Origin of the sequence: Streptomyces sp. NPDC048644 (assembly GCF_043199105.1) — a bacterium.
Taxonomy (GTDB): Bacteria; Actinomycetota; Actinomycetes; order Streptomycetales; family Streptomycetaceae; genus Streptomyces.
In genome coordinates, this window is record NZ_JBICVO010000021.1 from 62,079 (window position 1) to 87,305 (window position 25,227).

At 69.9% G+C, this 25,227-nt stretch carries 22 protein-coding genes, 1 pseudogene and 1 CRISPR repeat array; of the genes and pseudogenes, 7 read left to right on the top strand and 16 right to left on the bottom strand.

Translation table 11 applies throughout. The annotated features are described in order from the left end of the window. Positions 1-74: 74 nt before the first annotated feature. A pseudogene (locus tag ACGFNI_RS32525) lies at positions 75-605 on the top strand (MFS transporter); the annotation flags it as partial. Positions 606-681: 76 nt separating this feature from the next. Beyond that, positions 682-1,563 carry a serine hydrolase domain-containing protein gene (locus tag ACGFNI_RS32530; protein ID WP_393688821.1) on the top strand — a complete coding sequence of 294 codons (882 nt, stop codon included), beginning with the start codon at positions 682-684 and terminating at the stop codon, positions 1,561-1,563. A gap of 104 nt (positions 1,564-1,667) precedes the next feature. Here the strand turns inward: ACGFNI_RS32530 and ACGFNI_RS32535 are convergent, their stop codons facing one another. The 11 genes from ACGFNI_RS32535 to ACGFNI_RS32585 form a co-directional block, all read right to left on the bottom strand. After that, a complete protein-coding gene (locus ACGFNI_RS32535) occupies positions 1,668-3,305 on the bottom strand; it encodes a PucR family transcriptional regulator (RefSeq protein ID WP_393688823.1) in 1,638 nt (545 codons plus the stop codon). Between the two features lie 184 nt (positions 3,306-3,489). Next, positions 3,490-4,098: an NUDIX domain-containing protein gene (locus tag ACGFNI_RS32540; RefSeq protein WP_393688825.1), complete on the bottom strand. Its 609-nt coding sequence runs from the start codon at positions 4,096-4,098 to the stop codon at positions 3,490-3,492. A 40-nt stretch (positions 4,099-4,138) separates the two neighbouring features. Further along, positions 4,139-6,478: an ATP-binding cassette domain-containing protein gene (locus tag ACGFNI_RS32545; RefSeq protein WP_393688827.1), complete on the bottom strand. Its 2,340-nt coding sequence runs from the start codon at positions 6,476-6,478 to the stop codon at positions 4,139-4,141. Between the two features lie 444 nt (positions 6,479-6,922). Continuing rightward, on the bottom strand, positions 6,923-7,756 hold the full coding sequence (locus ACGFNI_RS32550) for an endonuclease/exonuclease/phosphatase family protein (RefSeq protein ID WP_393688829.1): 834 nt from the start codon (positions 7,754-7,756) through the stop codon (positions 6,923-6,925). Next, positions 7,753-7,875 (bottom strand): hypothetical protein, encoded by a 123-nt coding sequence (locus ACGFNI_RS32555; protein WP_393688831.1) that lies wholly within the window; start codon positions 7,873-7,875, stop codon positions 7,753-7,755. Before ACGFNI_RS32555 ends, ACGFNI_RS32550 begins: the two co-directional genes overlap by 4 nt. A gap of 47 nt (positions 7,876-7,922) precedes the next feature. Next, positions 7,923-9,044 (bottom strand): aminotransferase class I/II-fold pyridoxal phosphate-dependent enzyme, encoded by a 1,122-nt coding sequence (locus ACGFNI_RS32560; protein ID WP_393688833.1) that lies wholly within the window; start codon positions 9,042-9,044, stop codon positions 7,923-7,925. Between the two features lie 64 nt (positions 9,045-9,108). Continuing rightward, positions 9,109-9,654, bottom strand: coding sequence for an HAD family hydrolase (locus ACGFNI_RS32565; RefSeq protein ID WP_393688834.1), 546 nt, complete (start codon positions 9,652-9,654; stop codon positions 9,109-9,111). A 226-nt stretch (positions 9,655-9,880) separates the two neighbouring features. Then, positions 9,881-10,387 carry a 5'-3' exonuclease H3TH domain-containing protein gene (locus tag ACGFNI_RS32570; protein ID WP_393688836.1) on the bottom strand — a complete coding sequence of 169 codons (507 nt, stop codon included), beginning with the start codon at positions 10,385-10,387 and terminating at the stop codon, positions 9,881-9,883. 180 nt (positions 10,388-10,567) lie between these two features. Next, entirely contained in the window at positions 10,568-11,038 is a 471-nt protein-coding gene (locus tag ACGFNI_RS32575; RefSeq protein WP_393688838.1) for a hypothetical protein, read from the bottom strand. A 9-nt stretch (positions 11,039-11,047) separates the two neighbouring features. After that, positions 11,048-15,346 (bottom strand): DUF6531 domain-containing protein, encoded by a 4,299-nt coding sequence (locus tag ACGFNI_RS32580; protein ID WP_393688840.1) that lies wholly within the window; start codon positions 15,344-15,346, stop codon positions 11,048-11,050. Position 15,347: 1 nt separating this feature from the next. Then, positions 15,348-15,680, bottom strand: a complete 333-nt coding sequence (locus tag ACGFNI_RS32585) for a WXG100 family type VII secretion target (protein WP_393688842.1) — start codon at positions 15,678-15,680, stop codon at positions 15,348-15,350. Positions 15,681-16,336: 656 nt separating this feature from the next. Here ACGFNI_RS32585 and ACGFNI_RS32590 point away from each other — a divergent pair. Next, positions 16,337-16,492: a hypothetical protein gene (locus ACGFNI_RS32590; RefSeq protein WP_393688843.1), complete on the top strand. Its 156-nt coding sequence runs from the start codon at positions 16,337-16,339 to the stop codon at positions 16,490-16,492. Further along, complete coding sequence (locus tag ACGFNI_RS32595) at positions 16,489-17,319, top strand: phosphotransferase family protein (protein ID WP_393688845.1); 831 nt, start codon at positions 16,489-16,491, stop codon at positions 17,317-17,319. The genes ACGFNI_RS32590 and ACGFNI_RS32595 overlap by 4 nt, the downstream gene beginning before the upstream one ends. A gap of 38 nt (positions 17,320-17,357) precedes the next feature. Here the strand turns inward: ACGFNI_RS32595 and ACGFNI_RS32600 are convergent, their stop codons facing one another. From ACGFNI_RS32600 to ACGFNI_RS32620, 5 genes are all read right to left on the bottom strand, one after another. Next, positions 17,358-17,897 carry a methyltransferase domain-containing protein gene (locus ACGFNI_RS32600; protein ID WP_393688847.1) on the bottom strand — a complete coding sequence of 180 codons (540 nt, stop codon included), beginning with the start codon at positions 17,895-17,897 and terminating at the stop codon, positions 17,358-17,360. Further along, the gene (locus ACGFNI_RS32605) at positions 17,801-18,163 is read right to left on the bottom strand and encodes an SAM-dependent methyltransferase (protein ID WP_393688849.1); all 363 of its coding nucleotides are present in this window, start codon (positions 18,161-18,163) and stop codon (positions 17,801-17,803) included. Before ACGFNI_RS32605 ends, ACGFNI_RS32600 begins: the two co-directional genes overlap by 97 nt. Continuing rightward, positions 18,153-18,374: a hypothetical protein gene (locus tag ACGFNI_RS32610; RefSeq protein WP_393688874.1), complete on the bottom strand. Its 222-nt coding sequence runs from the start codon at positions 18,372-18,374 to the stop codon at positions 18,153-18,155. The genes ACGFNI_RS32605 and ACGFNI_RS32610 overlap by 11 nt, the downstream gene beginning before the upstream one ends. Continuing rightward, positions 18,347-19,096, bottom strand: a complete 750-nt coding sequence (locus ACGFNI_RS32615; protein ID WP_393688876.1) for an acetyl-CoA carboxylase biotin carboxylase subunit family protein — start codon at positions 19,094-19,096, stop codon at positions 18,347-18,349. Before ACGFNI_RS32615 ends, ACGFNI_RS32610 begins: the two co-directional genes overlap by 28 nt. Then, positions 19,097-19,430: a CRISPR direct-repeat array (repeat unit 29 nt; unit sequence GGGACCATCCCCGCGGGCGCGGGGAGCAG). Between the two features lie 359 nt (positions 19,431-19,789). After that, a complete protein-coding gene (locus ACGFNI_RS32620; RefSeq protein ID WP_393688851.1) occupies positions 19,790-21,181 on the bottom strand; it encodes a sporulation protein in 1,392 nt (463 codons plus the stop codon). Positions 21,182-21,480: 299 nt separating this feature from the next. Here ACGFNI_RS32620 and ACGFNI_RS32625 point away from each other — a divergent pair, with 299 nt between their 5' ends. From ACGFNI_RS32625 to ACGFNI_RS32635, 3 genes are all read left to right on the top strand, one after another. Beyond that, a complete protein-coding gene (locus ACGFNI_RS32625) occupies positions 21,481-23,244 on the top strand; it encodes an asparagine synthetase B family protein (protein WP_393688853.1) in 1,764 nt (587 codons plus the stop codon). A 28-nt stretch (positions 23,245-23,272) separates the two neighbouring features. Next, positions 23,273-23,710 (top strand): NUDIX domain-containing protein, encoded by a 438-nt coding sequence (locus ACGFNI_RS32630; protein ID WP_393688855.1) that lies wholly within the window; start codon positions 23,273-23,275, stop codon positions 23,708-23,710. Positions 23,711-23,779: 69 nt separating this feature from the next. Next, positions 23,780-25,099, top strand: a complete 1,320-nt coding sequence (locus ACGFNI_RS32635; RefSeq protein WP_393688857.1) for a UDP-glucose dehydrogenase family protein — start codon at positions 23,780-23,782, stop codon at positions 25,097-25,099. The last annotated feature ends 128 nt before the right edge of the window (positions 25,100-25,227 follow it).

Here is a 25,227-nt window from a genome sequence, read left to right on the forward strand (position 1 = left end):
TTCCCCGGGTAGCGCTCGCGGTGCGGGCCGGCGACGAGATCCTCGGCTCGAACCGGGCGACCGCCACCGGCGTGATGCTCTCCGCCAGCGGAATCGGGTCAGGGCTGGCGCCGCTGATCGTCGGACCGCTGCTGATGGCAGTCGGCTGGCGACACACCTTCTTCTGGATGGCGGGGTGCGGCGCGGCCGTCGGCATCGCGGTATGGGCGATTCTGCCGAAGCCGCTGCCGGACCGGCTCAGCCGGCTTCCCCGCACCGTCACCCAGGCACCCGAGATCTCGCGGGTGCAACTGCTGAAGACCCCGGTGGTGTGGAAGTTCGCCTTGCTGTTCTGTTCGATGAACATGCTCAGCTACGGCCTGATCACCTGGGTACCCAGCTATCTGCTGGAGGCCCGGCACCTGTCGCTGAATCAGACCGGCCTGCTCGCGTCCATCCCGATGCTGGTGACCGTCGGAACGACCATCCTCGGCGGCTGGCTGTTCGACCGGTACTTCCATGACAAGGCCCGGTGGTATCTGGTGTCCATCGCGACGGTCACCGTAGTTCTGCTCACCTTCATGGTGTCGGCGCGGAGCACCGTGGCGTTCACGGCCTACGAGACCTTGGCCATGGGGGTGTTCGGGATGGCGACGATGTACTTTCTCGTACTGCAACTCGGGGTTCGTCCTCGCCGGCCGGGTGATCGAGAAACTGACCGGCAAGAGCTGGGATGTCGCGCTGCGCGAGCGGTTGTTCACCCCGCTGGGGCTCAGCCACACGGTCACGCTGCCGGAGGAGGCGCTGTTGTTCCGCGCGGCGGTTGGCCATCTCTCCTCCGGCAGCCGCGAGCCGGAGTCCGCGCCTGTTTGGGGGCTGCCGCGTTCGGTCGGTCCGGCCGGCCTGCTCTCCGCAGCCGCCTCGGACGTCCTGGCATTCGCTCGGCTGCATCTGACCGGCGGCCTCACCACGCACGGGAAGCGACTGCTCTCGCAGGCATCGGCGGACACGATGGCGGACAAGCACGCGGACCTGCCCGACAAGCACCTTCTTGGTGACTCGTGGGGCCTGGGATGGATCCGCTTCGACTGGGACGGCCACCTGGTCATCGGCCACGACGGCGGCACGATCGGCCAGTCAGCGTTCCTGCGGCTGCTCCCCGAAGAGGGGCTCGCCGTGGTCCTGCTCACCAACGGCGGCAGCCCGCGCGACCTGTACCACGCGCTGTACCGGGAGATCTTCGCGGAACTGGCCGGGGTGACCGTACCGAAGCCGTTCGCACCGGCCACCACCCCGCCGGTCGTGGACCCGCGACGGCACATCGGCGTGTACGAGCGAGCCTCGGCGCGCACGGAGGTTCTGCTCACCGAGGACGGGTTGCGCCTGCGACAGACTCTCACCGGCCCGCTCGCCGAGCTCATGGCGAAGCCCACGGAGGAGCACGACCTGGTGCCGGTCTCCGACACGCTCTTCGCGTTCCAGGGGCCGGAAACGCAGCTCTGGACACCGGTCACCTTTTACACGCTCCCCACCGGCGAGCCGTACGTGCACTGCGGAGTGCGGGCTGCCCCGAAGATGTCCTGAACGAACCTCGGGCGGTGTTTCGGGCCCGCTCGGACGGCTGACCGAGCGAACCGATGGACACGGTCAGCGGCAAGCCCTCGATGGGGCACGCAGAGCGAGCGGGCTCAGGGAGGCGCCGCCCGGCTGAGCCGGAGCTCAAGCATCGCGGCGAAGCGTGCCTCGGCATCGTTCAGGTCCATCTCGGCGATCTCCGCAGCTCGCCGGAGCCGGTACCGAAAGGTATTCGGATGCACATCGAGCGAGGCGGCTGCGCCCAGAACGTTTCCGTGACCGTCCAACCACGCGGACAGAGTGTCGACGAGAAAGGTGCCGTTTTCGTGATCGTAGGTGCGCAAACGCTCGATCGGTCCAGAGAGAAGCCCGCCTTCGTTGTGCAGATGATCTCCGATTTCCAGCAGTAGCGCATCGACCTGAACGTCCGAGAACCGTGCGACGCGACGCCCGGGGTGGTGCTGGAGCACGCGCAGCGTCCGGTCGGCGTCGTGGCGGGACCGGGCCAGGTCCGCGGCGTGAGCTGAATCGACCACGCGACCGATGCCGAGGACCACATTTCCCGGTCCGTCCCACGACCGATGCAAAAGATCCTCCGCGATCCGCTGTGCCTTCTCGGCCAGACCGCCGGATGCAGAACCCGGAATCACTGCATAACCCACGTCGCCGACCACGGCCGCTACGGATCCGGGGGCCACGACCGAGAGATGGAACGTGAGGGCCTCGGTGGTCCGCTCAAGCTCCTGGCGGCGCGTGAACTCATCAGCCCTGCCGGCCGCGGCCGTGCCGGGAACTGCCATGCCCAGCACAGTGACCTGCCGGCCCGCGAGCCGAAGACGCTCGATCGCCTCCGGCGCTGCCGGACCGGCGGCGAGAGCAGTGGCCATCAGGTCCGCGCGAACCTGGCGGTCCACATCGAGGCCCACCCGATGACGCAGGAGGTGAAGCGCCACGACCTTTGCTGCGTCACTGAGCACCCGCTCCTTCTCGGAGCTGAGCGGGCCCGGCACGGCGGCCCAGATCGCACCGAGTACTTGATCGCCGGCACGCACCGCAACCGCTACCCGTGGCAGCCCCGCGACGCCTTCGATCTGCGGTGTATCAATGAAAATCGGTTTCTCACTGGCGTAGAGGCGTTTGAATACGCCAGCACGTTCCTGTGCATGCCGGGCATGTTGCGGCACGCCGCGGCCGAGGACTGTCTGGATACGCGTCGGATCCGCATCGCTCTGGCCATCCGAGAATGCCAAGACCTGCGAGTCCCGGTCCTCGATGGTGATCGGTGCGCCGAGAAGGGCACCGATTGCGTTGGCCAAGGCGAACAAGTCCCCCGAAGGGAATCCGGCGAGCAGCTCCTCGGACCCGTCCCTGTTGCTGCTGGTGGACAGCAGCGACCTCAAGAGCACCACCAGCTGCGTCCAGGACGCTCCACGATTCAAGGCGAGCAGAACGACCCCACTCTTCTCGACAGCAGTTCCGACACCTGCCTTGAGAACGAGCGGTCCACGCAGGACCACGGCAGCCGCCCGGCTCGCGGCGGCCCGCTCGATCAGCTCCGGAACGTCTTCTTCATCCGCGCCGGCACACAGCAACACCGCCCCGGGCCGAAGCGGCTCGTCCTCTCGACGGTCGTCGATGACGACATCGGTGACCACGACCGTGGGGTCGAAGTGCCCCGCCACTTCCTCCAGCAACGTGCCGCCCAGGTGGCTCAGGACGTTGTCGAGCCGGGCGCCGTAGCCATTCACCATCAAAAACTCCAGCCAGGTCAGTCAGCGGAGAAACGAGCGTTCACCGGCGGACCGGAGAGGACACATGCTCCTGACAAGACCACTTCACCAGCAGTTCTCAGGGTACTCGGCGCGCCACCTGCGCAGCGATTGGTGTCCGGCGAGGACAGCGGCCTCGGTGAGGCGGAGGGTCTGGCCCTGGTCGCTACCGGGGCTCCCGGAGTTCGGTGATCGGGGATGGCGCGGCGTAGGGGATCCCCCATCGCTGGTGCGCGATCTTCTCCACCAACGCAGCGTGGATATAGCCTTGTTGACCCCATCCGATGAGGCCCGCGGTCTGCTGGGGGGCGAGGAGGCGGGCGAACTGCCGGCCGGTGGCCGGGTCCACCGCGGCCGGGCCGACGGTGGTGAGCGGTGCGGCCAGCCGCAGCCGGGCGCATTCTCCGATGCCGCCGTAGACCTCGCCGGTCGCGTCGTGGACCCATCCCAGCCGGGTGATGTCCCCGCCGATGGTCACCTGGGCTTCCTCGGTGGCCTCCCGCCTCAGTGTGTCTTCGGGGGAGAGGTCGGTGGGCTCGACGGTGCCGCCGGGGAGCATTGGCCACCGTTTCTGGGGATCGACGACGACCACCACCCTTCCGTCGGGCGCGAAGAGCCAGCCCCACGCCTGGGCGATCTGCATCCCGTCGGGGGCCGGGGTGGTGTGCCAGGGCCGGCTGTGCCCCGGGCGGAGCCGGGGCAGGACCTGGTGGCGGTCGAGCGGCGGGACCTCGCCGGTGTGGTTGCCGCCGCAGAGGTGCGCGGTGGTGCCCATTGCGCACCGTTCGTCGAATACCGGTCGGATGCGGTCGCGCTCACGCCTGTGAAGCGGCGTCGTCCGGCAGGAACGGAGCTGCTTTGAGGGCGAGTTGCTGGCGCAGGTACTGCTCGGCGTCGCCGGGGCGCATCCGGGCCAGCGAGACGAGGGCGGTGACGGCGACGTCCGCGACCTCGGCGTGCACGTCGTCCCAGGAAGCGACGGGCTTGCGGGGGTTGGTGCCGCGCGCGCCGATGACCGCCTGCGCCGCCTCGCCGGTCTCCTCGGCCAACTTCAGGACCTGCAGCGTCCACTGCTCCGGCGCGCTCAACCCCCGCTCCTCGTCATGGGCGGTGAACCGCTGGGCGAGGCGCCGGATGGTCGCCGCAGAGCCGGCCGCGCCCCCATACCGGTCGGTGTCGCTTCGCTGCGCCGGTAGCGCGTCGCCCGTTGGCAGGGCGAGCCCGTACTGGGCGGCCTGGGCTCGGAACATCTCCCGGTACAGGCCGCCCGCGTGGTCCATGAGGTGGGTGTGGGTGCCGTGTTCGACGATGAGTCCCTGGTCGAGTACGTGGATGCGGTCCGCCTTCGCGGTCGCGGCGAGCCGGTGCGTGACCAGTACGACCGCATGACCGCGGTCGGCCAGGGTCCACAGCCCCTCGAATGCTTCGATCTCCGCGTGGGGGTCCAGCGCCGAAGTGGGCTCGTCGACAAGGAAGAACGGCGCGTCCCGGTACCGACTTCGAGCGTTCCCCAGCTTCTGCCACTGTCCGCCGGAGAGCTGGACACCGCGCTCGTACCCTTTGAAGACGATCGAGTCCCAGGCGTGCGGCAGCCCCTCGATCAGCGCGCGGACATCGGCATCCTGCGCGGCCTCTTTGACGCGGTCGATGTTGCGGGGGCGGTCACCGGCGCCGATGGCCACGTTCGTAGCGGCCGTCATCTCCCAGTGCGGGAAATCCTGCGCGAGCAGCCCGACGGCGGCGAAGACCTGCGCACGGTCGGCCTCGCGGATCTCGACCCGCTCGCCGTCCGCCCCTTCCCACCACACCATCCCGCTTGTGGGGAGCAGCAGGCCGGCGAGGATCTTGGTCAAGGTGGTCTTGCCCGAGCCGTTCGCGCCGACCAGTGCCGTCACCTCACCCCGCCGGACCGTCAGGCTCACCCCCTTCAGCGAAGGGGACGAGGCCCCGGGGTAGGTGTAGGACACGTTCTCCGCGTGGATGGCCTGCACCGGGTCCGGCAGGGGTGTGCCCGACTGTGGGATGGCGTGCTTCTCGGCCAGCTCGGTGGCGTGCCGGGTGTCCGTGAGGAACAGCATCTCCTCGTAGAGACGGTTGACCTGCTGGACCAGGGAAGTGAGCCGCGCGGTGGAGTTGCGGATCGCCACCACCGCGGTGCCACCGACAGCCAACGGCAGTCCACCGCTGGTCAGCAGCCACCACAGCACCCCGTAGCAGCCCAAGGACGCCAGACCCGAAAACCCTCCGGCGACCAGATCGGTGGCGGCCTGCGCCCGCGCCAGCCGCCGCTGCTCGGCCTCCGACTGCCGGGACATCTCCTCATACCCGCGCAGCAACTTGGTACCGGCCGCGTGCACACGGATCTCACCCGCCGCATGGGGCCTGGTCAGATACGCCAGCAGCGAGGCCACCGCGCGCCGGTGATCGACCCAGTTCAGCCGCGAGGTGTAGTCGCGGCGGGCCGAGCGCACCGCACCCCACCCTTTGGGCAGCGCGATGGCCAGCAGCATCGGCAGCAGCACCGGATGCAACGAGGCCAGGACGACGGCAGCCGCCACCATGCCGATGAGGACGTTGACCACCCCCACCGAGAGCCTGAGCATGTTGCGCGCGGAGTCGGTCCCGAACTTCCCTGCCTCCAGGACGCGTTGGACCTCAGGACGCTCGGTCGCCTCCACTTCTACCCGTGTGACGGCCCGGTAGTACTGAGCGGAGACGGCCCGCTCGACCTGCGGCTCCAGCCGTCCGGACATCGCCGTCGACCACGCCGTCAGCACCGCGGCCAGCAGCGACATCGCCGCCAGCACCACCAGGGACGGAAGCGCCTCGCGCAGCTTGTCCGCCGTCGGCCCCTCGGCGAACAACTGGGTCAGGATGCCGTTCACCGCCACCAGACCCCACCCGGCTGTCACCCCCTGCCCGACCTGCGCCGCCACGACACCGGCCAACGCCCGCCGGTCCGCCTCCCAGGCGGTGCGCAGCACCGTGCCCATCATGCGCGGCAGCGCCGAGGCCATCTGCCCGAACCCCATCCGGGTCAGCGCGCCCTCATGGTGCACGAACGACTGATCCCAGCGGAGCCTGCCGCCGTACAACTCCCGCTCCGCATCCGAGATCGCGCTCTCCGACGGCGCCGACTTCCTCAGCCACCTCATGCGCACCACCGCTGCATCCGGGCAGGCCGCACGATGACCGGAACCCGGACAGCGGGAGGCTCACCCCACCACCACTCCGCAGGAGCCAGGCGCTGGGCGGGCCGCCGTAACGGCGAGGGCAGGGGCACGGACCGCTCGGTCATACCAGCGGCGTCGCCAAGCCCGTATGTGTTCGTGGCGAGCCGCCGTTCGCGTGGAGAAGGGCGGCGCGTGGGATCAGGAGTGGGGTGCATGGCGTCCTTCGGAGGGAGAGGAGGTGTCACGGCGTTCAACGAGGAACTCGCTTCTTCGAACGCGTGTAATTCGGACGTGGCATGGAGCTTGCGGGCGAGCGGCTGAACCGAGCCTTGGTGGGCGAGGGGCGCCCACCGGGCGTCAGTGACCGAAACGCTGACGTTCGCTGTTCTGCGCGGCTGTTGTCCGCGTCTGGGTGAGGGGCGGTGGTCACGGGAGGTGGGTGAGGTCCATGTGCAGCGTCATGACGGCGTGGTCGGTCAGGCCGGCCTCGCGGGCCTCGTGGCGGTAGCCGCAGGTGAGGAGAGAGCCGGTGTGGGCGGCGGAGATGAAGGTGTGGTCGAAGCGGAAGCCGTTTCCGCTGCGCCCATACCAGGAGTGCGCGGCTTGGCCTGGGTGGAGGTGCCGGAAGGCATCGGCCAGGCCCGCGTCCTTGAAGCTGTCGTAGAACGTGTACTCCCACTCGCCGAACACCCGGTGCGGGGGCTGGTGGCCGCGTTCGATGACGTTCAGGTCGCCGGCGACGATCACCGGCATCCCGGGGAAGAGCGCGGGCAGCTTTGGCAGCGCCTCTGTGACGGCTTCCTGGAACGCCCGCTTGGCCTGGTTGCGGCGCTCTTTGGGGCCGCGTGAGGGCACGTACAGGCCGAGGAAGCCGAGGGTGTGGCTGCCGATGGTGACGTGGGCTGCCGGGGCGCGGTGGGGCAGGTGCGTCACCGGGGTCTGTGCGGCTTGTGCGTTGTGGGTGCGGCAGGCGATGACGGTGCGGTAGTCGGGGGTGTGGGGCTGCGGGGCGATCACGGTGGCGTAGCCGCGTTCGGTGAGTGCGGTGACGAGGGCGTGGCCGCCGTGGGTGGGGGAGACCTCGGTGAGGACGACGATGTCGGCGTCGTCCTGTTCGGCGAGCCAGGCGGCTTGGCGGCGGGAGCGTTCGGGGGAGGCGTGCTGGGCGTTGAACAGCAGCAGTCGCACGGCGTCGTCGGCCGGCCTGCGTGCGGGCGCGGCGGGGGCGAGCAGGGACAGCTGCCCGGTGGGGGAGGTCATCGGCTGGCGCCCTTCTCGTCGAGGAAGACCTCGCCGTGGCGGTCGAGGAGGCGCTGGAGGTGTCCGAGGGGTGTGGTGCTCTTGCTGCCGTCGAAAGGCCCGTTGAGGCAGGTGATCAAGCGTCTCTCCGTCGGGCTCGGGGGGACTTGGTCGTCGTGGTGTGCCGTCAGAGCGTCTGGTGGTGGTCCATGTGGGGTGTCAGGTGTTGGCGGTGGCGTGTTGCGGGGCGGAGAACAGCTGCTGCTGGATGAGGTTCAGGCCGTGGTCGAGTTCGGCGTGCGGTTCGGAGAGGTTCATCCGCAGGAATTGCCGCCCCGGGTAGAGGGCTTGCCAGGCTGCGGTGGTGCCGCCGTGGACGACGGCGGGGTTGAGCCGGAGCCCTTGCCGGCCGCTGTGTCGCACCCAGCGCAGGAAGTCGCTTTGCTTCTCCCGGAGTTGAACGCCGAGTACCCGGCTGTCGGATCCTCGGCGGTTGAACGGGGAGAAGGGACGCGTACAGCGCCATGATGATCTCGGCGACAGGGCTGCTGTTGGTGGCGATGCGTTCGAAGTTGTCGCGGCCGAGGTGGGCCATGAGGGCGGTGTTCTTGGAGATGACGGCGGCTGCGCGCAGGCCGGGGACGGAGAGGTCCTTCGACGCGGTGATGATGAGCGCGCTCGCCCGCAGGTCCAGGCCGGACAGACGCTCTCGTAGCTTCACGCCCGGGGGTTGTCCGGTGGCGCTGATCTGGAAGGGGACGTCCAGCAAGGTGAAGTCGGGGGCGGGCCCGGCGGGCAGGCTGTGGCGGACGCCGGTGATGCCGTTGGGCAGGACCTCGACCAGGCAGGAGCGCTCCGCTGTGGCGCCGGTGGAGTGGAGGGTGTCGTCGTGCCGGTAGTAGCCGGTGACGGGGGCGCCCCAGCGGACGGCGGACTGGTCGAAGGCGTAGTAGTTCGGCAGGGGCAGGGCCAGCCCGTGGCCGGTGGCCGCGAGGTGGGCGATGGCCAGGTTGATGGCTTCGGTGCCGCCGCGGGGGAAGAAGACGTCGGCCGGCTCCAGGCCGATGTGCAGGTGTGCGCCGAGGAGTTCGGCGACCGCGGCCCGGGTGCCTCCGTGGAAAGGGTCCGCGTAGCTGGAGAACGCGCCGCGTTGGACGAGGCGGTACATCACGTCGGACAGGTAGCGGCCGAGGACCGGGGAGGGCGGGAAGCGGTTGCAGCCTTCCCCGATCTCGAACGCGCTCGCGGGAGCGCCGTCGCGGAGGGCGCCGAAGGCGGTCAGGCAGTCGGCTTGGGCGGTGCTGGGCATACGGGTGCTCCGGTGCGCCAGGCCGGGGCGCTTCCGGGCTTCCGCGTTGCGGACGGGAGTGAGGCTACCGGATCACGTTGGCCGCGGGGCAAGTTGTGGGCGAGGGCGGTACTTCCCGGACATCTTGGCGGGCCTGCCGCGGCAGCGGGTCCGGTTGGAGGAGAAGGCGTCCGGCGGACGCGAGGTCGGGGACGTCGGTGTGTTCGTCGCGCCGGACCCAGATGGCGTCGATGCCGGCGCGGGTGGCCCCCTTGATGTCCGCGTCGGGGTTGTCGCCGATCATCACGAGGCGTGCGCCGGGCGGGGCGGCGGCGCGGGCGAGGCGGAAGGCTTCGGGGTGGGGCTTTTCGTGCCCGCTCGCGGCCGAGTTGACGACCGCGCGCAGACGGGAGGTGAGGCCCAAGCTGTCGAGGATGCCGGGGAGTTCGGGGACGTGGTTGGTCAGCAGGACATGCTGCCATCCGGCCTGGGTGAGGGTGTCGAGGACGTCGAGAGCCTGGGGGTAGAGGCTCCATGCGGTGCGGTCGGTGTAGGTCCGACGTGTGGCGTGCGCGGCTGTGGTCGCCTCGTCGCTGTGCATGCCGAGGCCGGTGAGCGCGGTGGCGACCACCTGCGTGACGTGGTCCCACCATGCGTCCGGCGTGTTGAGGTGGGGGTGGGGCAGGCGGGGTTCATGCCACGGGAACCGCTGGCGAGCGCTTTGAAGATCTGCGGGAAGGCCCAGGTGTGGTCGGGTTGCTGGACGTCGAGGATTTCCAGGAGGCATTCGGCCCGGGTGCCGTGGCGGCGGTGGCCGAGGGTGCCGTCGAAGTCCCAGACGGCGACGTTCGCGCGGCTCACCACAGGTCCAGCGCTTCGAGGACCGTCGGGGCCGCGGGGAGCGGTGCAGCCGGAGCGGCTGTGAGGAGGCTTTCGGGCAAGTCAACTTTGCGGTCGAGTCTGATCATCTCGCGCCACTGCCGCGCGCGCTGCCACTGCTGGGCCCAGGCCGGGCGCAGTTCGGTGGCGGGGACGGACTCCAGGCTGCGGTGGCCGGCGAGGAGCCGGGCGGCGGTTTTGGGGCCGATGCCCCGCACGCCGGTGATGTTGTCGGCGGGGTCGCCGGTCAGGGCCCGGTAGTCCGGCCACTGCCGGGGGGTGACGCCGTAGCGGGGCGGGATGTGCGCGGCGGTGGTGTAGCGGCGTTCGTCCTTCACGCCGGTGTTCAGCATCCGCACGGCCGGGTCGTCCAGGAGCTGGATGAAGTCCTTGTCGCCGCTCATGACGTCGACCGCCCGGCCGGCGGCGCGGGCGGCCTGGGTGAGGGTGGCGATGACGTCGTCGGCCTCGCGGTGTATCTCCATCAGCTCTTTGCAGCCGGACGCCAAGGGGAGCGGCCGGGCAGCCTTTTTGGCTTCCCCAGAAGACGCTTCGCGTTGGCCGTAGGGTGCCGGCGGTGCGACAGCGAGACACAGTCGCCCTATGCAAATTGCCTGATCTGGCTCGACGGTGGGAGAGGCGCCGTGAATAGGGAGACCACGGATTTAGAGGTAGTCGGTTCCTGCGACCAGGACCGATGTGAAGTACAGGGGAAGGCCGTCAGATTCGCGGGGGACTTCCTGGCCGGTTTCGCGGGTGAAGGCCAAGGTGACGTTCGGGATTTCCGGGCTTTCGGGGTCGGAGTCATCTACGGTCCGGCCTCGTTCTGACTGCTGGCGCAGCACTTCCTTTGCCGGGGTGCGGAAGATGTCGACGTTGTCGAGGAGGACCCGAACATCCGGGACGTCGTTCTCGAAGCGCCACAGCTCGATGGCCGTCACGGTCTTGCCGTCTTCGAGGTGAGCGACGATGTCCATGCTCTGGTGATCCACCTTGAGCTTCACCGTGGACGTGTGAGCGTACGGCCCGGACACACTCGGCGACCCCCAGGCGGAGATCGCTTCCAGGGCCTGGTCGTACGTCATGCCGATCTGGAGCGGGGAGACGCCGTTCGGCGGGTCGATGACGAAGTCCATGGTCGTGCCTTACTTCAATAGGTCGTAGTTGATGGTCCAGCCGTGTTCGTTGAGCAGGTTCTGGAACCCCTTGTTGTCCGGCAGACTTTGGACCATATCTTGGATGTGCTGGTCGTACTTGCTGCCGAAGCGTGCTCGGATGTCGTTGATATCCATCTTGATGGCCTCGTCGATCTTGCCCTGGTCGATGAGGGAGCGCTGCTGGGCCTGCCAGGTCTTGGCCTCCCGGCTGCTGCCGGTGCTCATCACTTCTCGGTGATCGGCTCGGTCCATCCGGATGGCCGGGCCCATGTGTTCGGTGAGCCGGGGGTCGGTGAGGTGCTTGTACGCCGATTTGGCGGGAACGTGGTTGATCTCGTTGCCGGCCCGTGCCGGCTGGAGCGCTCCGTACCAGCCGCCCTTGTCCGTGCAGGCGGCGAGACCGAGCGGGTCGAAGCCGGCCGTGGGGTTGTCGACGTAGGCGTGATGGTTGGGGGCCGGGATGAGACCGAGGGGGTCGGGACTGACGTAGCGGGCGGTCTCGGGGTCGTAGTGACGGAAGTAGTTGTAGTGCAGGCCGGTTTCGGAGTCGGCGTACTGGCCGGGAAACCGGAGGGGACAGTCGACAGCGTCCGGACTCTTGGCCGGGGAGAGAGGAGCGCCCCAGAGCGTCATGCGGTGCTGCCAGGCGATCCGGCCGTCGGGAGTGACCAGTTCGGTGGGGGTGCCGGTCACGTCGGTGATCACGGCGTGGAAGCTGGGGGCGCCGGCCGGGGTGCGGCGGGTGGTCTGGGTGAGAGGGCGGTACGTTCCGGGGGTGTAGTCCCAGGTGGTGATCTGCCCGTCTGGGGTGGTCTGTTCGGCCAGGCGGGTGCCGTCCCAGGTGAAGGCGACGGAGGCGGAGACGGTGCCGTCGTCGGCGAGGAGGTGCTTGGCGGTGCGGCGGCCGAGTGGGTCGTAGGCGTAGCGCCAGGCGGCGCCGCCGGGGGTGGTGGCCTGGGTGAGGCGGTCCTCGGCGTTCCAGGCGTAGGTCCAGGCGAGGGTCTGGCCGTTGAGGAGATGGCGGGTCTTGCGGGTCAGCCGGCCCTGGGCGTCGTGTTCGTAGGTGGTGCGGCCCGCGCGGCGCAGGAGGGTGCCGGTGAATTCGCGATCAGCGTCTTCGGTACGGGTGGGAATGGTGGCGTGGGTGAGGTTGCCTGCGGTGTCGTACGCGTACGTCTCGGTCCAGCCGTGGGCACGGACGCCGGTGACGCGGCCTGAGCGGTCGAGGTCGAAGCGGCGGGTGCCGTTGGTGAGTTCGTGGACTTCGGTGAGGTGGCCGTCGGCGCGGTAGGCGTAGGTGCGGTGCTGGAGGAGCAGGTCCTCGCCGGGTGTTCGGTGGTGGGTGAGGGACTGGCCGGTGAGACGGTCGGCGGGATCCCAGGTCTGGGACAGACGGGTGGTCTGGCCCAGGTGGCGCTCGGTTTCCCGGCCCGCGGCGTCGTAGGCGAAGGTGAGGGTTTGACAGCCGGTCGCCAGGGCGGTGGGTTGGCCCGCCGCGTCGTACGTCCATTGGGAGACGAGGCCGGTGGGGGTGGTGCGGCTGGTGCGACGGCCGAGAGGGTCGTAACCGTAGGTGATGGTGAGGCCATTGACCGTCTCTGCCAGGACGTGGCCGAGAGGGTCGTGCTGCCAGGAGAGATCGGCGTCGCTGTTGGTGGCGCGTATGAGCTGGCCGGAGTGTGCATAGACGTAGGTGGTCTGCGCACCGTCATCTGCGGTGGTGGAGGTCGTACGGCCCAGTGCGTCGTGGGTGAAGGTGAGGGTCTGGCCGGCGCCGTTGGTGCGGGAGGTGAGCCGGCCGGCCGCGTTGCGGGTGTAGCGGAGGGTGCGGTCGTTGAAGTCCGTCTCGGCGCTGAGGCGTCCGGCCCCGTCGTAGGTGTAAGTCCAGGCCAGGCCCTGAGGGCTGGTGACTTGGGTGAGGCGGAGTTCGGAGTCGTAGGCGAAGGCGTAGGCGGTTCCGTCGGGGTCGGTGCGGGTGACGGGCAGGTCGAAGTGGCCGTAGGTGTGGTGGGTGGTGTTGCCTGCCGGATCCGTGTGGGAGGTGAGGTTGCCCTCGCCGTCCCAGGCCCAGGTCTCCCGCGCGCCGTCGGCGGCCTCGCGCCAGGCGGGTTTGCCGGCCGGCGTCCAGCCCAGGCGGGTGGTGTGGCCCATCGGATCGGTGATGCGGGTGATGCGGCCGAAGGCGTCGCGGTCGACGGTGGTGGCCTGGCCCAGTGGGTCGGTGACCGTGGTCGGCAGCCCGGCCTGGTCGTTGGTGATGTAACGGGTGTGGCCCGCGGCGTCGGTGGCTGCGGTCAGGTGCCCCAACGTGTTGTAGGCATAGTGGATTCGGGCGCCGGCCGGGTCTGTGGTGGCCACCAGGTTTCCGGCCTCGTCGTAGGCGTGCTGCCAGCGGGTGCCGCCCGGCTCGGTGACCTGGGTCGGGAGGTTGAGGTCGTTGTAGGTGGCCTCGCCGGTGGTGCCGTCGGGGAGGGCGATCTGGGTGAGGTTGCCCGCCTCGTCGTAGGTGTAACGGGTCGTGCGGCCCAGGGGATCGGTGGTCGCCGTGATCCGGTCGAAGCGGTCCCACTCCGTACGGGTGGTGTGGCCCAGCGGGTCGGCCTCGGCGACGACTTGAAGGTGCGTGTTGGCCAGGTAGGTACTGGTGTGACCGAGCGAGTCCGTCAGCCGGGTGCGATGCAGCCCGGTATCCGGATCACGGTCGTAGACGAAAGTAGAGCTGAGGTGGCCGGCTGAGCCGGACTGGGCGGTGCAGCGGTCGCGGTCGTCGTAGGTGTAGTCGAAGCGGGAGCCGTTGGTGTCGATCCAGGCGGTGATCCGGCCCTGCTCGTCGTTCTCGAAGCGCAGTGGCGTCTCGGAGGCGGGGGTAGTGACCGCGGCGAGGTGACCGTCGGCGTCGTAGTCGTAGGCGGCCAGCAGTTGGTCACCGCCGTCGTCGGCGGCACCGGCCAGGCGCAGTGCGGTGATGCGGTGGGCGTGGGTGGTGATGTGGAGACGGTAGCCACCGCTGTGGGCTATCTCGGTCGGGGCGCCGGTCTCGTCATAGGCGAAGGTGATCCGCCCTCCGTTACGATCTTCGATCTCCTCCAACAGAGCAAGACCCGGGGCGTGTTCGGCAAAGACACGCGTCAGGCCGGTGGCCGGGTCGGTGAGTTCGAAGTCGCCCGCCTCGGTGCGCCGCAGTACCCGGCGCGGCCCCTGGCCGCACTGCACACCCGCACCACCCAGCTCCGGGTGCGAGTAGGCGCGCAGGGTGCCGTCCGCACCGATGTGGACCACGCCCGTCTTGTCGATCTCCAGGCGTTCGTCGGCGGTGGAGGCCCAGGCGGGGCCGAACCAGTGTCCAGCCCGGTACGAGGACTCGAAACTGCGGGTGAAGGCAAGCGGCAACGCACCGGGCAGGACCGTGTTGGTCCGCGGCAGGACCACCGACCCGGTAGCGACGTCCACCGGGTCCTTCTTCAGCACCCGGCACTTGACGTCCCGGCCGAAGTTCCGCAGACCGTCGGGGACACGGGACAGCGAGGCGCGGCCGACGCCGGCCAGCTCCAGCCGGGGAACCCTGACGTCCCGCAGCGCGCCTGCGCCGCCGGCCTCGCCCAGGGCCTTGGCCGACCGGCCGGCCGCACCCAAGGCGCCACCCAGCAGTACCCCGGCCGCACCGGCCTGCTGGATCTCGCCCAGACGGAAGTGCTTCTGGTCGCCCAACGCCATGCGCGTGGGCTGGGCCACGAACAGATCCACCGTGATGCCCTCGATGCCACCCATCGCCGCGGTGGCCAGGGTCGTCCCGGCCACCTCAGCGACGGTGGTGGACAGCGCAACTCCGGCGCTCTCCGCGGTGGCCAGAATCACCTCGGTAGCCCCGGCCGCTGCCGCCTCGCTGACCCCACCGGTGAACAGCGCCAGCGCTGCCCCCACCACCAGCACCGCCCCGGCGATCTCCAGCTCGTGCTCGATCTTCTTCTTGGCCTCGGCGACCTGGTCCGCATACTTGTCCAGCGCCTTGGCCATGCTGTGGGCGGCGTCGGCCACATCGTCCAGACCGCCCTTGCCGCCTGCGTGGTAGCGGCGCCAGAACGCATCGAAGGCGTCGACCGCATCACCGCGGTTACCGTCGATGACCTCCCAAGCCGACTTGTTCGCCTTCGCGGTGACGTCTCCCACCGCATCCGCAAACGTCCTCCACGCGGCAGCCGCGTGCCGCAGATCGCCCTCATCCCCCTCCGGGAAATGCAAACCCGTCAGATCCTGGACGATCTCCTTGGCCTTTTCCCCCGCACCCATCTCAGGCGCCCCCACCGGCCTTCGTGAACATCCCCTTCGTCAAATCCTCATTGTCGATATGACCGTCCGCCATATCCTTGAGCCCGGCATGAATGGACGACAGGCCCCGCACCAAGACGCCCACGGCCTTCTCGATATCGGTACGCTTCGGCGCATAGGCAGCATGAAACTGCTTGCCCGAATCGTCATTCCCCCACGGCGAACCCAAAGAGTCCAGCGAAGACTTCAGCTTCCGCAGCGCCTCGTCCAGGTCCCGGCTCTGCGCCGCGAAGACCGGCGCCGCCGCCTGCACATCCTCCGTCTTGATGTCCAGGATCTTGCCGGACCCAGCCATGAAAAACCCCTCACACACGGTCAACACCGCATCAGCCCCGTACGCGGCACGAGGGACGGAATCTAGAAGCGGTTCACACCCGTATGCAAACGCCGCTCACCAGCACTGGCTGGCATCAAGGTGCCCTTCGCGGGCTCAACTGCTGGGCGTAGACGGGCCAGGACGCGGCGGCTCGGCCTGGCGCCCGCTACCCGCACAACGCCGGTACGGAGTCGACGGAACTCAAGTTGGCCAATTCGAGCCCTTAGCCATCAGCCACCATCACAACAGTGACGTCGATCTCGCATCGAGCCGTGGCTTTTCCCTCCCCGAGTCCAGGGAAAGTCAGGTCGCGGGAAAGGCGCATATGCGGGCGGATTCGTCCACAGGGGTGCAGCCGCCTCGGCTGCCATCTGCACGCCTCGGGCGGGGGCATCTCCGCGTGCGCGGAGCGGACCTGAGTACGGCCCCGACCAGCCGGTGCCGCCGTCGTCCGGGGTCCTCATCGCCCCTACGAGGGGTCACAACAAGTGGTACTGACATGACGTCCGCCCCCCGAGCCGCCGTCCTCATCGCCCCTTCGAGGGGTCACAACATCCGGGGCGGACTTATTTCCGCCGTACCGCTGCACGCGGTGGATGTGACGAACGGCCGTCGAGCGGGCCATCCTGAGCGGCATGGACTTTCAGCCGGTTGAGCGCGCCTCGGGGGCGCTCCAGCAGTCACTGACCGCGGAGGAGATCGGGAAGGTCTGCCGACGGGCCTTTGGGGACGCCGCCATGCCGGTGTCCGCTGTCGAGCTGGGCACGGGCATGTACAACAGCGCCGCGTGAGCCTGGCCGGGCGGGACCGGTCGGTGATCTTGCGGGTCGCGCCGGAAGAGGCCCGCCAGTTCCGCAGTGAGCGCCACCTGATGCGGAACGAGTACGCGAGCCAGCCCTGGCTGGTGGTGATTGCGCCGTTGATGCCGCGGGTCCTTGTCGCGGACTGGTCGCACCAGGTGATCGGCCGGGACTGGATGATTCAGACCCACCTGGACGGCGTCCCGGCTCCGGAGCAGCTGGGGACGTACCCGCGCACGGCGTGGCCGGCGTTCTTCCGGCAGATGGGCACCGTCGCCCGCTCCGTGCACGACATGCGGGGCCCGCACTTCGGGCCCGTCGGCAGCCCGGGGCACGGGACGTGGAGCGAGGCGGTGATCACGTCGCTGGAGGAGATCGCAGCGGACCTGGACGGGGCCGGCCTGGACGCGGCCGATGTACGGAAGGTCGCCGCGGTGGCCGCGCACGAGCGTGCCGTGCTCAACGAGGTCACCGAACCGAGGCTGCTGACCGGGGACCTGTGGACGGTCAACGTGATGCTCGACGCCGAGGCCGAGGAGCCTACGATCACCGGGGTGCTCGACATGGACCGTGCCTGGTGGGGTGACCCGGCCGCGGACTGGACGATCCGCATGGCGCTGGCGAAGCAGGACGAGCGCGTGGCGTTCTGGGAGACCTACGGGAAGCGGGACCGATCTCCCGCCGTGGTATGGCGTTCGCTGGTCTACGAGGTCCGGCACCTCGGCGCCGTCCGCCTGGAGCGCCACCGGCTGGGCAATGCCGCCGGGGTGAAGAACACCTACGACGCCGTGGCCGCCGTTCTGGCCGACCTGAGCTGACGTTCTCACACGGCTTGTGCGCCGGGTCGGTGGAGGGTTCAGCCAGATACGGCGGTGACGGCGACCCTGCGCAGGAGGTGGGCAGTGGGCAGGCGCCGGCGGGCTTCGCTTCGCAGCCCGGCGAGTGCGGTGTCCGGGCCCGGGTCGCCGAGCTGGAGCGCGACGCGGTAGATGGACTTGTAGGTGTGGCTCCAGGCTGGACGGGCGTGGCACTGCACGGCGGTGAACCCGGCGGCACGCAGTACCGCGGGCCAGTCGGTGTGGCGGTGCCGCTCGGGCAGTTGTGGGTCGCCGGGGCTGAGCGGGTGCCAGCCGGTGACCACGAGACGTCCTCCCGGGCGGAGAATCCGGCGGGCCTCGATCGCCGCCGCGGCGCGGTCGCCGGCGTACTGGAGAGCGTCGATGGAGACGGCCGCCGCCACACTCGCGGGGGCAATCCCGGTGGCGGTCAGGTCGTTCACCACGAAGTGCGCCGTGCCTTTCATCGTGTAGGCGACGGCCCGTTGCCGGGCCTGGGCGACCGCGACCGGCGAGAAGTCGACGCCGACCAGTCGGCGTGTGCCGCGCGGGCCAGCCACAGGCCGGGGCCGCCGCGTCCGCATCCGAGATCGGCCAGTGTCTCGCCCTCCTTCAGTGCCAGTTCGGCGGCGATGTGGTGCAGCAGATCGGCGCAGAGGAAGGAGAACGGTTCGGCCTCGGGCGGCAGTGCCGGATCGACGACCTGGGCCACCAGGCTGAAGCCTCCGGTGCGGGCTTCGCCGTGGAACAGCTCGTCGAACGCGCCCGGCAGGATCGCCGGAGGCCCCTCTCGCCCGATGCGAGGGGTGCTCGGTTCACGGTGCATGGGTTGCCTCCCCTTCCGGGCCCGGCCCGGGCGCGGGCGATCCGGTGCGACGCGCCGGGGCGTCGGAGTCGACCACGACGGTGATCCCGGCGAGTACCTGCTCGGCCCGACGCTCGACGGCGACGGGATCAGAGCCGGTGACGATGAAGTGGCCCAGGCGCCCGCGGTTGGCCTGCGCCGGCCCTACGGTCTGCCCGACGGCCGTGCGCAGATGGACGGGGGGGCACCCCGGGGCCCTCCTTGGGCAGGCCGGTCACCGCGGTAAGGCGGCCGGTGCGCGGGCTGGTCAGGAACCGAACGCTCGCGCACGCGCGGAGGGCCGGGGTGAGGTGGGCGGCGCGGCCGAGGGCGGTGTTCAGGAGGGCCGTCCACGGGTCGATTCCCAGCGCGTGCCAGGAGGACGCCGATGTACCCGGCACCGAGACGGGCGCCGATCTCGATGACGCTGCAGCGGCCTTCACCTGTGACGATCACCTCGGTGTGCGAGGCGCCGTTGCGGATGCCCACTGCGGCGATCACCCGCTCCACCTCGTGGTGCACGGCCCGTTCGGCGCCCGGCGGCAGGGCGGCGGGCAGGCTGTGACCGACTTCGACCCGGTGGGCGTCCGGGGTGACGGTCTTCCGGGTGGCGCACAGATGCGTGGTCGTCCCGTGCTGCGTGATCGATTCGACGCTGTACTCGGTGCCCTCGGCGTAGTCCTGAACCAGGACGCGCTCCTCGCGCGGCAGGCCGTACATGCCGCGCGAGGAGCGGGCCGCCGCCCGCCAGGCGTCGGCCGCATGGTCGGGGTCGGTGACGACAGTGACGCCGGCGGAGCCCGCGCCGCCGGCGGGCTTGATGACGCACGGAAAGCGGATCTCCCCGGTGGCACGGAGCAGGCGTAGCCCGTTCTCGCTGCCGAGGACGCGGGTACGGGGTGCGAAGGATCGGATAGGGGCATCCCCGCGGGCGCGGGGAGCAGGCCCTCTACATCTCGCCCCGCCTGCTCCGCTGGGGACCATCCCCGCGGGCGCGGGGAGCAGTGGAAGCTAGGGATGGCGTCGAAGAACTTATCGGGACCATCCCCGCGGGCGCGGGGAGCAGCTCACGTCGTATCCGTAGCTCCGCTCACCGAGGGGACCATCCCCGCGGGCGCGGGGAGCAGTGACAGAGTGCCATTGAACTTCAATGGTTGGAGGGACCATCCCCGCGGGCGCGGGGAGCAGGGTCACTGTTCACCTGCCAGGCAGTCAGGGCAGGGACCATCCCCGCGGGCGCGGGGAGCAGACTCTCTGACCTGCGACTCTATCCCGGTGATGCGCCGTTCCCGGACAGTTTCACTGACTCCGGCATAGGTGGTTATAAGGGGCATGGCGTGGTCTCCAGTGAACGCGAGGAAGAGCGGTGCGACCGACGGCCCCGCAGGCGGGGGTCGGCTCCAGCAGGGGACGGGATGCGAGCCCTCTCTGCGGGCGCGGGGAGCAGCCACCCCTCCCGCACATCGCGGGAGGCGTCCTGGGGCCATCCCCGCGTGTGCGGGGAGCGGGTCCGTCCCCGGCCGACGGTGCGCCGGGGGAAATGCGGCACGTGACTGGGTACGTTCGGCTGTGGTTCCCCTTGAGAAGGGGAACCACAGCAAGACATGCTCAGGCGGCGATGCCGAGTTCAGTGCGGGTGCGGTGGATGAAGTCGCGGACGGCGGGCTCGCGTCGCCAGGGGCCGAGGGCGGTGTTGAACTCGTGGACGTAGTCCTTGGCCCGGGAGGACTGGACGCGGGCGAGGATGTCGACGGAGCGGTGCCCCAGCTGCAGTCCGTGGTCGAGGTCGCGGGCCTGGAGGTGGGCGGTCCCCACGATCGCAAGGCGCATGCCGACCGAGCGGGTGAACACGCCTGGCTGCATAGCAGCGGCCTGCTGGTCCCAGCCCAGGACGGCTTTGGGGATTTTCAGGTCCCGGAAGACCTCCGTGGCGTCCGCGGACAGGCGGGCATGGTGGTAGAAGTCGATCCAGGCGGGCTCCGAGCCGCTGTCGGCGTCCGCTTGGCCCAGGAGGGTCTCGGAGGTCGCGAGGGCTCGTGAGGCGGCTCTGGCGGCCCGGTCGCGGGCATGGGCGCGGGCCTCGATGAGCTTGGTGAACGCCAGCACCCTCGGGGCGGCGTGTCCCTTGGCGCGTTCGAAGGCGCCCTGGGCCATGTCGATCGCCTCGCTGGCGAAGCCCCGCATCAGCGATTGCATGGCCATCGTGGTCAGGACGTAGCAGCCCAGCTGCACGTCTTGGCCGGCTCGGGCGAGGCGGAGGGCCTGGATGAAGTGCCGTTGGGCGGCTTCGTGCTGGCCGACGTCGAACGCGGTCCACCCGGCCAGCCTGGACAGTTCGGCGGTCACGGAGAACAGCTGGCGGCCGACGTGGTCGGAGAAGGTGCCTTGCAGCAGCGGGGCGGCGCGTTCTTGCAGGCAGGTGGTGACGGAGTTGGCTTTCCAGTTTCCGCCGCCGTATTTGGAGTCCCATCGTCTGGCCTCGTCGGCGGCGTCCCGGAGTTCTTCCAGGTCGGCCCGGCCGACTCCCTTGCCGCCGGTGTGGTCGGCGGCATCGTCGGCGGGGGCGACCAGCCAGCGGGTCACGGGGGTGGTGAACGCGGACACGGCGAAGCCGGATCCGGTCAGGAAGTCGCGGCGGTTCACGGAGCTCCAGAACGAGGTGGCCACTCGGACCGCATGGGCACGGTCCCGCGGGAAATCCAACCCCATACCGGCGTCCGGTGTCTCGGCCTCGCCCATCGCGATCTCACCAAGTGCCACGGGGCGGCCGAGCCGTTCGGCGAGGGCCTGCGCGATCAGCTGGGGCACCGGCCACTTCGGTGTCATGCCCCGCCGGCACCAGTTCGCGACGGAAGTGTGCGAGTAGTCCGTCTCCAGGCCTGCGGTCCGCGCGAGCTGGTTGACGCGCAGGGCCAGGGACTTGTGGCTCGCGCCGCTGGCTTCGATGAGCCGGGCCAGGTCCGTGTTGGGCGGACGGCTGCGACGGACGGTCGACGCCACGACCTGCCCCCTTGACCAGATTGTGGGCATCACGCGGACGAACCCGCCTTTGAGCACGAAGAGTTGTCCTTCGCCGGGGCACGGAATGTCGTACGCGATGCCCGCGTGTTGGGTCACCGAGGGTATGCCCCGCGGCCTTGCGGTGAACCGCGTTTGCGAGTTGTGAGCCCCCCTGCGAGCCCTCCCCGACATGGGGCCCGGCGGGTGTGATGAGGGCCTGGCCGCTGCCGGGATGTCAGGAAGGCTTCCGGCGGGGGCCGCCGCCAGGCACCACGACTTCACGCTCGGGGGTGAACCAGATGTGCGGAATCGCAGGACTGGCCGGAGGCGACGCCGTCCGGCACCGGTCCACCATCGCGGCCATGGGCCGCCATCAGCACTACCGCGGCCCGGACGGCACCCTGCACGCCGTCGCGAAGGACGGGCGGGCGGTGCTGGCCATGAACACGCTGCTGGTCGTTGACCCGCACGCGATGCCGGGCCCCTACCTGCATGGGGCCACGGGGATGCTGCTGGCCTTCAACGGGGAGATCTACAACTGGCGCCAGCAGGCGGCGGCTTGGGGGATCGAGGTCGGTGAGAGGGAGTCGGATGCCCATTTCCTGCTGCGGGCCTGGGCCAAGATCGGCCCCAGCTGCCTGGACGGGCTGGACGGCATGTTCGCCGCCGCCGTCTATGACCCGCGCGTCGCCAAGCTGTTCCTGGCCCGGGACCGCCTCGGCGAGAAGCCGCTCTACTGGCGTCTGGACGGCGGCCGGCTCGCGTTCGCCTCCGAGGTGACCACCCTGACCGGCTACGGGCCGGCCCCGCTGGTCTTACGGCCGGAGGCCACCGCGATCGAGACTCCCGTCGGGGTGGACACCCCGTTCCAGGGCGTCCAGCTGCTGGCCCCGGCGACGTTGCTGGTCTTCGACATCACCAGCGGCTCGATCGACCAGAGGACCTGGTGGCACCTGGAGGAGCGGGCGCCGTTCACCGGCACCTACCGCGAAGCTTTGGCGAGGTACTCGACGGTCCTGGCCGAGGAGGTCCCGCTCAGGTCACCGGCCTGCGACTTCGTCCTGCTGCTGTCCGGCGGGCTGGACTCGGCGGTGCTGGCCTACCTGATGCGGCCGCCGGTCTGCGTCACCGTCCGCTACCGGGGCCAGGACCGGCTGGACGGGTCCTCCACCGCGGCGGTGATCGCCCGGGACATCCGGGCCGAACTGGTGGTGGTCGAGCCGGACCACGTCGACTTCACCACCGCCCTGCCGCCCATGATGCGGGCCCTGGACTACCCCATGGGCAACGCGTCCACCTTCTCCGAGCACATGGCCTACCGGAAGATCGCAGACCTGGGCCTTCGCGTCGTGGTCGGCGGCTTGGGGCCGGATGAGTTCCTGATGGGCTACATCCGCCATGCCCTGGCCCTCTTCGGCCCCGCCGCTGTCCTGCACGCCGGGCTGGAGGCCTACCGGCCCCTGGCCACCAAGCTGATGCACACCGCAGGGGAGGCCCTCAGTCCGGCGGAAGTGGTCACCCGCCTTGTCCTGCGCGGCCCTGACCCGGACGGACGGATAAGCGACCTGGTCGCCGAAGCGATGGCCAGGGGCGGCGGCGACCTGGCCCGCTCCCTGACGCTGGCGGACCTGGCCACGGCCTGGCGCCCGCTGGTGATGACCAGCGACAAACTCGCCTCCGCCTGCGCGCTGGAGCGCCGGTCCCCCTACCTCGCCCGGGACCTGGTCGAGCTGTCCTACCGCCTGCCGGCCGAGCACAAGATCACCGACCCGGCCCAGGGCAAACGGATCCTGCGGGACGCGGCGAAGGCCCTTGGCCTGCCCCGCGAGGTCTGGTCCAGCCGGGACAAGCTCGGCTTCGCCTCCCCCGTCCCCGCCTGGCTCAACGGCGACCTCGCCGCCTGGACCGACGCCCAGATCAACACCGCCCTCGCCGACGCCCCCGCCGCCTTCTGCCCCCTTCTCGAAGGGGGGAAGCCCGGCAGCCGGTTCCACCGCACCCGCATGCAGGCCCTCATGACAGCCGCCTGGGTCTCGAACCAGACGATCCAGGCCGCCGCATGACCCTCAACTGCCCCACTAGCGTGCCGGAATGCACTCCGACACCACCACGGCCGAGGAGCCGGCCACCGCCCGCGGAGCCGTCGCCATCATCACCAACCGCCGCGGCGACCTCCTCCTCCATCTCCGCGACGACCTGCCCCACATAGCCTGGCCCGCCCACTGGAGCCTGCTCGGCGGCGGCTGCGACCCCGGCGAAAGCCCGGCTGCGGCGATCGTCCGCGAACTCGACGAAGAAGCCGGCCTCGCCGCCGGGGACCTGACCGAGTTGTTCGAGATCCGCGACGAGCACGGTTCCGGGCAGGTCATCACCTTCTTCTCCGCCACCTGGGACGGCGACGAGAGGCAACTCCCGCTCAGCGAGGGCGTCAAGCTCCAGTTCTTCGCCCCCGAGCACCTCGACATCCTCACGATCCCGCCGTTCATCCGGGACGGGATCCACCGCTACCTGGCCGCCCGGCCCGCCTGACCACCCCGCCCTCCCGGGCGGGGCAGGTGGGGCCGCAGCCGGCGGCCCCACCTGAAGGGACACCCGCTCATGAAGATGACCGTCATCGGATGCGGCTACCTCGGCGCCACCCACGCGGCCTGCATGGCCGAACTAGGCCACGAGGTCCTAGGCATGGACTTGGACATCGACAAGGTCCACACCCTCAACTCCGGCAAGGCCCCGTTCTTCGAGCGTGGCCTGGACGAACTCCTCGCCAAACACACCGCATCGGGACAGCTGAAGTTCACCGCGTCCTATGCCGAGGCCGCCGAGTTCGCCGACCTCCACTTCATCGGCGTCGGCACCCCACAACAGCCCGGCACCAACGCCTACGACCTGACCCACCTCTTCGACGCCGCCCGCAAGCTCGCCCCCGGCCTGACCCGCCCGGCCGTCGTCGCGGTGAAGTCGACCGTTCCCGTCGGCACCGCACCCCGCGTCGCCGAACTCCTCCGCGACCACGCCCCCGCCGGGGACCTCGTCGAGGTCGCCTGGAACCCCGAGTTCCTGCGCGAGTCCTTCGCGGTCGACGACACCCTCCGGCCCAACCGGCTCGTCCTCGGCTTCAACACCGAACACTCCTGGGCTGAGCGCGTACTGCGGCAGGCGTTCGCGGAGATCATCGAAGCGGGGACGCCGACGATCGTCACCGACTGGGCCACCGCCGAGCTCGCCAAGGGCGCCGCGAACTCCTTCCTCGCCACCAAGATCTCCTTCATCAACGCGATGGCAGAGGTCTGCGAGAAGTCCGGCGCCAACGTCGCCGAACTCGCCGACATCCTCGGCCACGACACCCGCATCGGCCGCCGCGGCATGCGGCCCGGCCTCGGCTTCGGCGGCGGCTGCCTCCCCAAGGACCTCCGCGGCTTCACCACCCGCGCCGACCAACTCGACGCCGACCAGGCCGTCGGCATCCTCCGCGAAGCCGACGCCGTCAACACCCGCCGGCGCCAGCGCATCATCGACCTCACCCGCGAAGCACTCGGCACCGACCTGCGGGGCAAGCGGATCACCGTCTGGGGCGCCGCCTTCAAACCCGAGACCGACGACATCCGCGACTCACCCGCCCTCGCCGTCGCCCAGAAACTCCAAGAGCTCGGCGCAACCGTCACCGTCACCGACCCCAAAGCCCTCGACAACGCCCGCAAGCTCCACCCCGAACTCGACTACATCGACGACCCGATCGCCGCCGTCGAAGACGCCGACCTGCTGCTGCACCTGACCGAATGGGCCGAGTTCGCTCGCATCGCCCCTCACCGTCTCGTCCACCGGGCCGCGTCCGCTCAGGTCATCGACGGCCGCGGCACCCTCACCCTGGGTACCTGGCGGGAGGCCGGCTGGTCCGTCCGTGCCCTCGGCCGTCCCTGAAGGACCCCGCCCGGTCACGAAGGCCCCGGAGCTGCCCCGCCAGGGCAGGACACAGCCTCTGGGGCCTCACCAGTTCGCCGAGACCGACCGCAGTTGGGTGGCGAGTTCCGGCTGCCGGACGCCTTAGA

Bases quoted from the DNA above. Each gene is read 5' to 3' on its own strand.
- ACGFNI_RS32545 (WP_393688827.1), bottom strand. From the start codon at position 6,478: ATGAGGTGGCTGAGGAAGTCGGCGCCGTCGGAGAGCGCGATCTCGGAT.
- ACGFNI_RS32585 (WP_393688842.1), bottom strand. From the start codon at position 15,680: ATGGCTGGGTCCGGCAAGATCCTGGACATCAAGACGGAGGATGTGCAG.
- ACGFNI_RS32575 (WP_393688838.1), bottom strand. From the start codon at position 11,038: ATGGACTTCGTCATCGACCCGCCGAACGGCGTCTCCCCGCTCCAGATC.
- ACGFNI_RS32550 (WP_393688829.1), bottom strand. From the start codon at position 7,756: ATGACCTCCCCCACCGGGCAGCTGTCCCTGCTCGCCCCCGCCGCGCCC.
- ACGFNI_RS32570 (WP_393688836.1), bottom strand. From the start codon at position 10,387: ATGGAGATACACCGCGAGGCCGACGACGTCATCGCCACCCTCACCCAG.
- ACGFNI_RS32635 (WP_393688857.1), top strand. From the start codon at position 23,780: ATGAAGATGACCGTCATCGGATGCGGCTACCTCGGCGCCACCCACGCG.
- ACGFNI_RS32630 (WP_393688855.1), top strand. From the start codon at position 23,273: ATGCACTCCGACACCACCACGGCCGAGGAGCCGGCCACCGCCCGCGGA.
- ACGFNI_RS32625 (WP_393688853.1), top strand. From the start codon at position 21,481: ATGTGCGGAATCGCAGGACTGGCCGGAGGCGACGCCGTCCGGCACCGG.
- ACGFNI_RS32590 (WP_393688843.1), top strand. From the start codon at position 16,337: ATGGACTTTCAGCCGGTTGAGCGCGCCTCGGGGGCGCTCCAGCAGTCA.
- ACGFNI_RS32605 (WP_393688849.1), bottom strand. From the start codon at position 18,163: ATGCACCGTGAACCGAGCACCCCTCGCATCGGGCGAGAGGGGCCTCCG.
- ACGFNI_RS32540 (WP_393688825.1), bottom strand. From the start codon at position 4,098: ATGGGCACCACCGCGCACCTCTGCGGCGGCAACCACACCGGCGAGGTC.
- ACGFNI_RS32535 (WP_393688823.1), bottom strand. From the start codon at position 3,305: ATGGTGAATGGCTACGGCGCCCGGCTCGACAACGTCCTGAGCCACCTG.
- ACGFNI_RS32560 (WP_393688833.1), bottom strand. From the start codon at position 9,044: ATGCCCAGCACCGCCCAAGCCGACTGCCTGACCGCCTTCGGCGCCCTC.
- ACGFNI_RS32580 (WP_393688840.1), bottom strand. From the start codon at position 15,346: ATGGGTGCGGGGGAAAAGGCCAAGGAGATCGTCCAGGATCTGACGGGT.